The sequence below is a fragment of the Polaromonas sp. P1_E3 genome, assembly GCF_056405935.1.
The window spans coordinates 1-6,732 of sequence record NZ_JBFUBD010000142.1; the positions used below are offsets into that span (position 1 = coordinate 1).

Sequence of the window (6,732 nt, forward strand, 5' to 3'; positions counted from 1 at the left end):
GTACGGGCCCCAGTTGATGATGGCCGATGCCAGATGGGCCTTGGGGCCGTAGGCAGTCATGTCCGAATCCCATCCGAAGGCGCGTTTGCCCATTTTTTCGGCAGTCTGCAGCACGGCGGAAGAATCGGTGTTCTGGAACAGCACGTCGGCGCCGCCGTTGATGAGCGCCGTGGCGGCTTCGGTTTCCTTGGGCGGGTTGAACCATTCGTTGACCCACACCACCTTGGTCTTGACCTTGGGATTGACCGACTGCGCGCCCAGCGTGAAGCTGTTGATGTTGCGGACCACTTCAGGAATCGGCACCGAGCCGACCACGCCCAGCGTGCCGGTCTTGCTCATCTTGCCGGCGATCACACCGGCCATGTAGGCGCCTTCGTAGGTGCGGCTGTCATAGGTGCGCATGTTCTCGGCCTGCTTGTAGCCGGTGGCGTGTTCGAACTTGACGCCCTTGGTATCGGCTGCGACCTTGAGCATGGGCTCCATGTAGCCGAACGTGGTGCCAAAGATCAGTTTCGCGCCGTTATTGGCCATGTCGCGGATGACGCGCTCGGCGTCCGCCGACTCGGGCACCTTCTCGACAAAGCTGGTGACGACCTTGTCGCCATAGGCTTTCTCCACGGCCTTGCGACCGTTGTCGTGCGCAAAGGTCCAGCCGCCGTCGCCCACAGGGCCGACATAGGCAAACGCGATTTTCAGCGGCTCGGCCTTGGCTGGTGCAGCTGCCGCCGGGGCAGGCGCTGCGGGCGCGGCTGCGGGTTCTTCTTTTTTGCCACAGCCCATCAGGGCTGCCCCAGCAACGGCCGACAGGGCCGCCAGCTTGAGCAGGGAACGTTTTTGCAGGTCAGTCATGTGAACTCGCTTTCGTTTTAGGAAATGACATTGAAATGAGAAGTGGAACGCGCAGGCGAAAAAAGCAATTATGCGGCGGATCGGACCGCCTACCTACCAACAGGCACCGTCAAGCCCCCGGATAAAACGGCTTGCCGATGGAACTGGGCATGTTGACGCGAATCCACAACGGGTTGCGCGAGATCAGCACCAGCACCACGATGGTGGCCAGGTAAGGCAGCATGCTCAGGAACTGCGTGGGGACATCCAGCCCCATGCTTTGCAGGTGAAACTGCAGCATGGTCACGCCGCCAAACAAATAAGCACCAAGCAACACCCGTGCCGGGCGCCAGGTGGCAAAGGTGGTGAGCGCCAGCGCGATCCAGCCCTTGCCGGCGATCATGCCCTCGACCCACAGCGGCGTGTAGACCACCGACACGTAGGCTCCCGCCAGCCCGCACAGCGCGCCGCCGGCCACCACCGCTGCCAGCCGTATGCGCCGCACTGGATAACCCAGCGCATGCGCCGACTCGGGGCTTTCGCCGACCGAGCGCAGCACGAGGCCGGCGCGGGTGCGGTACAAAAACCAGATGAGCCCGGCCGTCAGCGCCATTGCGATGTAGACCATGGGATGCTGGCGGAACAGCGCCGGGCCCACGAGCGGAATGTCAGCCAGGAACGGGATGGGGTACTGCGACTGCTCGGGCAACTTCTCTTGAACATACTTGATGCCGGCAAAGGCTGAAAAACCCGCGCCAAAAAGGCTGAGCGCCAGGCCCGTGGCGTACTGGTTGGTGTTGAGCCAGATCACCAGTACACCGAAAACCGCAGCCAGAAATGCCCCTGCCGCCATGCCGGCCGCAAAGCCCAGCCAGCTGTTGCCGGTATGCACCACCGTGGCAAAGCCTGCAATGGCGGCGCACAACATCATGCCTTCGGCGCCCAGGTTGACGATGCCGGCCTTCTCGTTGATCAGCAGGCCCAGCGCGGCGATGGCCAGCACGGTGCCGGCGCTGAGCGTGGCCGCGATGAGCAATGCGGTGGAGTCCATCAGTTGGCTCCTTTCACAAGATCGGCGGAAGGAGGCGTGGCCACCGGCATGGGGATGGGCCTGGCCAGCTTGAGCCGGTATGCGACCAAGGTGTCGCAGGCCAGCAGGCTGAACAGCAGCAGGCCCTGGAACACCCCGGTGATGGACTTGGGCAGGCCCAGGCGCGACTGCGCGAGCTCACCGCCGATGTAGAACATGCTCATCAGGATGGCAGAGAACACCACGCCGACCGGGTGCAGGCGCCCGACGAAGGCCACGATGATGGCGGCGAAACCGTAACCCGCAGGCACATAAGGCGTGAGCTGGCCAATCGGCCCCGCCACTTCCAGCGCGCCGGCCAGGCCGGCCGCGCCGCCGGACGTCAACAGCGCCAGCCACAAGGCGCGGCGCGACGAGAAACCGCCGTAACGCGCGGCCGCAGGTGCGAGGCCGCTGACTTCATGGCGGAAACCTGCGTGTGTGCGAAACATGAACAGCCACAAACCGGCCACGCCCAGCAGCGCCAGGACGATGCCGATGTTCACGCGCGAGCCCTGTATGAGCCGTGGAATCTGCGTCACGGCTTCGAAAGTCTTGGTCTGAGGAAAGTTGTAGCCGTTCGGATCTTTCCAGGGGCCGAAGACGAGGTAATTGAGCGCCATGTCGGCCACATAGACCAGCATCAGGCTCACCAGGATTTCATTGGCGTTGAAGCGGTCGCGCAGCAAGGCGGTGATGCCGGCCCACACCATGCCGCCCGCCAGGCCGGCCAGCAACAGGGCCGGAACGATCCACGGGCCCGTGGTTTTTTCAGCCAGCAGCGCTACACCACCCGCCGCAATCGCACCCATGACAAACTGGCCTTCGGCGCCAATGTTCCAGACGTTGGAGCGAAAACACACCGCGAGGCCCAGCGCAATGATGAGCAGCGGTGTAGCCTTGACCAGCAGCTCGCCGATGGCATAAGGCGACTTGATGGGTTCCCAGAAAAACACCTGCAAGCCTTTGACGGGGTCTTTGCCCAGCGCCACAAACAGCGCCACGCCGATCAGCACGGTGATCAGCAGGGCCAGCACCGGGGAGGCATAGCTCCAGAAGGACGACGGCTGGGGACGAATCTCAAGCTTCATGCCGAGGCCTCCGCCGTGGTTTGTGTTGTTTCTGTCTGGTGCGTACCAGGCGCCCACAGCCCGCTCATCCACTGCCCCACCAGCTCGACCGTGGCTTMGGCGCGCGGCAGCGAGGGCGAGAGCTGGCCCTTGGCCATCACATACAGCCGGTCGCAGATGTCGAACAGTTCTTCAAGCTCTTCGCTCACCACCAGCACCGCGCAGCCGGCGCCCGCCAGCTTGAGCAACTCACCGCGTATCTGCGTGGCCGCGCCCACATCGACACCCCAGGTCGGCTGCGAAACGATCAGCAGCTCAGGCCGGGCGTCAATCTCGCGGCCCATGATGAACTTCTGCAGATTGCCGCCCGAAAGGGACTTCGCCACTGCCTGCGGCCCGCCGGACTTCACCTTGTAGTCGGCAATGATGCGGGCGGCCTGCGCCTGCAGCGCGCCGCGGTCAAGCCAGCCGCTTTTACCGACGGACTCCTTGCGCGTGAGCAACAGATTGCGTGCCAGCGAAAGCGATGGCACGGCGCCGCGGCCCAGGCGCTCCTCCGGCACAAAGTGCAGGCCCAGCGCACGCCGCCCGCCCGGGCCGAACTTGCCGACCGGCTGGCTTTTGACCGTGATCGCATCGCTGGCGGCGCGCGTGTCTTCGCCCGACAGCGCATAGAGCAATTCCCTCTGGCCATTGCCCGACACCCCGGCTATGCCGACCACCTCCCCGGCCCTCACCTGCAGCGCGACCTGGTGCAGGTCAACGCCGAACTGGTCTTCTTTGGGCAGGTCGAGCTGTTTCACCTCCAGCACCACGGCGCCAGTGCGCACCGCCCGGTGTTCCAGCGCGGGCGGCTCGGCCCCAATCATCAGGCGGCTCAGCGAAGCATTGGATTCCTGCCGCGGATCGCAGAAACCGGAAACCTTGCCGCCGCGCAGCACCGTGCAGGCAGTGCACAGCGCGCGGATTTCATGGAGCTTGTGGCTGATGTACAAAATGCTGCAGCCTTGCGCAGCCAGCATCCTCAGGGTGACAAAGAGGTTCTCGACCGCCTGGGGCGTCAGCACCGACGTGGGTTCGTCCAGGATCAGCAGCCGCGGATGCGTGAGCAACGCCCTGACGATCTCCACCCTCTGGCGCTCGCCCACGCTCAGGGTGTGCACAGGGCGCGTCGGGTCCAGCTGCAGGCCGTAAGCCTGCGTGGTCTGCAGGATGCGCTGCGAGACCTCGGCCAGCGTGAGGTGTTTGTCCAGCCCCAGCCAGACGTTCTCGGCCACCGTCAGCGTGTCGAACAGGCTGAAATGCTGGAACACCATGCTGATGCCCAGCGCCCGCGCCTCGTGAGGGTTGTGCACCACGACCGGCTTGCCGTCCATCGCCACGCTGCCGGCGTCGGGCTTGACCGAGCCGTAAATGATCTTCATCAGCGTGGATTTGCCCGCGCCGTTCTCGCCGAGCACGGCATGGATTTCACCGGGCTGCACCGCCAGCGAAATACCGCTGTTGGCCACCACACCGGGGTAGCTTTTGGTGATGCCGGAAAGCTCCAGCCGCGGCGGCTGGCCGGGCTTGCTTTCGGTCTGGGGCGGGGCTGCGCTCATTGTCTCTGGGTATCCGTTTATTCTTCAATTTACAAGCAATTATGGCTACAGCCCTTACAGGACGGGCGCAAGCAGCTATTCTTTTCGTAGCGCCGAAGCCACGGACTTGACGCGTTCGCGCAGCCACCGGGCCGAGTTGGAAGCGTGCGTGCGTTCGTGCCAGAGCTGGTAATACATCATGCGGGGAAAGGCGATCGGGCTGGGCAGTATTTTCACCGGCAAAAGGCCGGCAAAGCGTTCGCAGTACTGGCGCCCGGTGGTCATCACCAGCAAGCTTGATGCCACCATCGCCGGCATGAGGCTGAAGTGCGGGCAGCGCACCGTGATGTTGCGCGCCATGCCCAGGGTGTCGAGGTGCTCGTCGATCACGCCCTTGGCGCCGGGATGCGTGGCGGTAGGCGCGATGTGTTCGGCTTCCAGCCAGGTCGCAGCATCCCATCCGCGGCGCACCGCCGGGTGGTCTTTGGCGACCAGGCAGACGACTTCGTCGCCGAAAAGCCGCGCCATGTGCAGGTCGTCGGGCGGCGCCGCCCAGTTGCCGATGACGATGTCGGCCTGGCCCTGCGCCAGGTGCGCGCGGTAGTCCGATTCAGCGGACAGTGGGTGGATTTCGATATGGCAACCGGGCGCCTGGGATTTGATCTGCGCCACCAGCTGCGGCAGGAAAGACGGGTCCAGGTAKTCGCTGGCGGCCAGCCGAAAGGTGGTTTCTGCCGTGGCCGGGTCAAAGCCGCGCGCATCGCTGAACAGCATCCCGGCCGCACGCAAAATGCTGGCCGAGGGCTCGATCATGCGCAGGCCCGCATCGGTAGGCACCATGCCGGCGCCGGACCGCACCAGGATAGGGTCACCCGCGAGCGCGCGCAGGCGCTTGAGCGCCGCGCTGACGGCGGGCTGGTAMATGCCCAGGCGGAGGGCGGCGCGTGATACGCTGCGTTCGGTAAGCACGGTGTTCAAGACCCTGATGAGATGGAGGTCTATCTTGTCGAAAAGCGCCTGGTCTTTCATACCTTTTCACCCATGCGGTTGATATGCACTTTTGTATGCCGGCCGCAGCAAGGCTGTTTTAACCTGAAGCATGGCTGTCCCATCTTTTTCCAGACCCATCCGCTTCGTCAGGCGGGGTGAAGTTGTTTCCGTCAGCAATGTACCACCCAGCCGCACCCTGCTGGAGCTGCTGCGGGAGGACCTGGCCTGCACCGGCACCAAGGAGGGTTGTGGCGAAGGCGACTGCGGCGCCTGCACCGTGGTGCTGGGCGAGGCGGCCGGTGGCAAGGTCGAATACCGCGCCATCAACAGCTGCATTCGGCTTGCGCATTCGATAGACGGATTGGCACTCTGGACGGTAGAGGATATTGCAGAGGATGGCGCCTTGCACCCCGCCCAACAAGCCATGGTCGACAAACACGGTAGCCAATGCGGTTTCTGCACGCCCGGCTTCGTGATGAGCCTGTTCGGCATGTACCAGAACCATGTCTGCAAGGGCGAGCCCATCACACGGGATCTCGCGCAGGAAGAACTCTCGGGCAACCTCTGCCGCTGCACCGGCTACCGGCCCATCCTGGAGGCCGCGCAGACCATGGGAAGCCTGCCTCCGGTGCGGGTCGACGAAGCCGCTCTGCTACAAAAACTGGAGCTGCTTGCGCCCGCCCCTATTGGGCTGGAGGCCAATTTGGCTTACAAATCACCCACCACACTGAAAGGCTTGCTGCAGACCCGCGCCACCCACCCGGACGCCCAGCTGGTAGCCGGCTGCACCGACGTGGGCTTGTGGGTCACCAAGCATCACATGCAGTTTGGCAAAGTGCTGGATGTCACCAAAGTGCGGGAGCTGCGCCGCATCGAAAACTACCCGCAGCACATCGCCATAGGCGCCGCCGTGACGCTGGCCGACGCCTATGCGGCGCTGGTGAAAGACCGGCCGCAGCTGCACAACTTCGCCGCCCGCTTTGCCGGGCTGCCGGTGCGCAACTCGGGCACGCTTGGCGGCAACATCGCCAACGGCTCGCCGATCGGCGACTCCATGCCCTTGCTGATTGCACTCGGTGCCAGCATCGTCCTGATGAGCGTGCGCGGCCACCGCGAAATGCCGCTGGAAGCGCTTTACACCGGCTACCGCAAGAACCTGATGGCGCCTGACGAAGTGCTGTCCTGGGTCAAGGTG

The 6,732-nt window shown here is 64.2% G+C and carries 6 protein-coding genes; 1 reads left to right on the forward strand and 5 read right to left on the reverse strand.

The annotated features are described in order from the left end of the window. From AC1D0Z_RS14005 to AC1D0Z_RS14025, 5 genes are all read right to left on the reverse strand, one after another. A partial coding sequence (locus AC1D0Z_RS14005; protein WP_477658836.1) for a BMP family ABC transporter substrate-binding protein occupies positions 1 to 849 on the reverse strand: 849 nt, incomplete at its 3' end. A gap of 109 nt (positions 850 to 958) precedes the next feature. Then, positions 959 to 1,879, reverse strand: coding sequence for an ABC transporter permease (locus AC1D0Z_RS14010; RefSeq protein ID WP_477658837.1), 921 nt, complete (start codon positions 1,877 to 1,879; stop codon positions 959 to 961). Beyond that, positions 1,879 to 2,988, reverse strand: a complete 1,110-nt coding sequence (locus AC1D0Z_RS14015; RefSeq protein WP_477658838.1) for an ABC transporter permease — start codon at positions 2,986 to 2,988, stop codon at positions 1,879 to 1,881. The genes AC1D0Z_RS14010 and AC1D0Z_RS14015 overlap by 1 nt, the downstream gene beginning before the upstream one ends. Then, a complete protein-coding gene (locus AC1D0Z_RS14020) occupies positions 2,985 to 4,568 on the reverse strand; it encodes an ABC transporter ATP-binding protein (protein WP_477658839.1) in 1,584 nt (527 codons plus the stop codon). The genes AC1D0Z_RS14015 and AC1D0Z_RS14020 overlap by 4 nt, the downstream gene beginning before the upstream one ends. A 75-nt stretch (positions 4,569 to 4,643) precedes the next feature. Beyond that, a complete protein-coding gene (locus tag AC1D0Z_RS14025) occupies positions 4,644 to 5,576 on the reverse strand; it encodes a LysR family transcriptional regulator (protein WP_477658840.1) in 933 nt (310 codons plus the stop codon). Positions 5,577 to 5,646: 70 nt separating this feature from the next. Here AC1D0Z_RS14025 and AC1D0Z_RS14030 point away from each other — a divergent pair. Then, on the forward strand, positions 5,647 to 6,732 hold a 1,086-nt coding region (locus tag AC1D0Z_RS14030; RefSeq protein WP_477658841.1), incomplete at its 3' end, for a xanthine dehydrogenase small subunit.

Bases quoted from the DNA above. Each gene is read 5' to 3' on its own strand.
- AC1D0Z_RS14010 (WP_477658837.1), bottom strand. From the start codon at position 1,879: ATGGACTCCACCGCATTGCTCATCGCGGCCACGCTCAGCGCCGGCACC.
- AC1D0Z_RS14015 (WP_477658838.1), bottom strand. From the start codon at position 2,988: ATGAAGCTTGAGATTCGTCCCCAGCCGTCGTCCTTCTGGAGCTATGCC.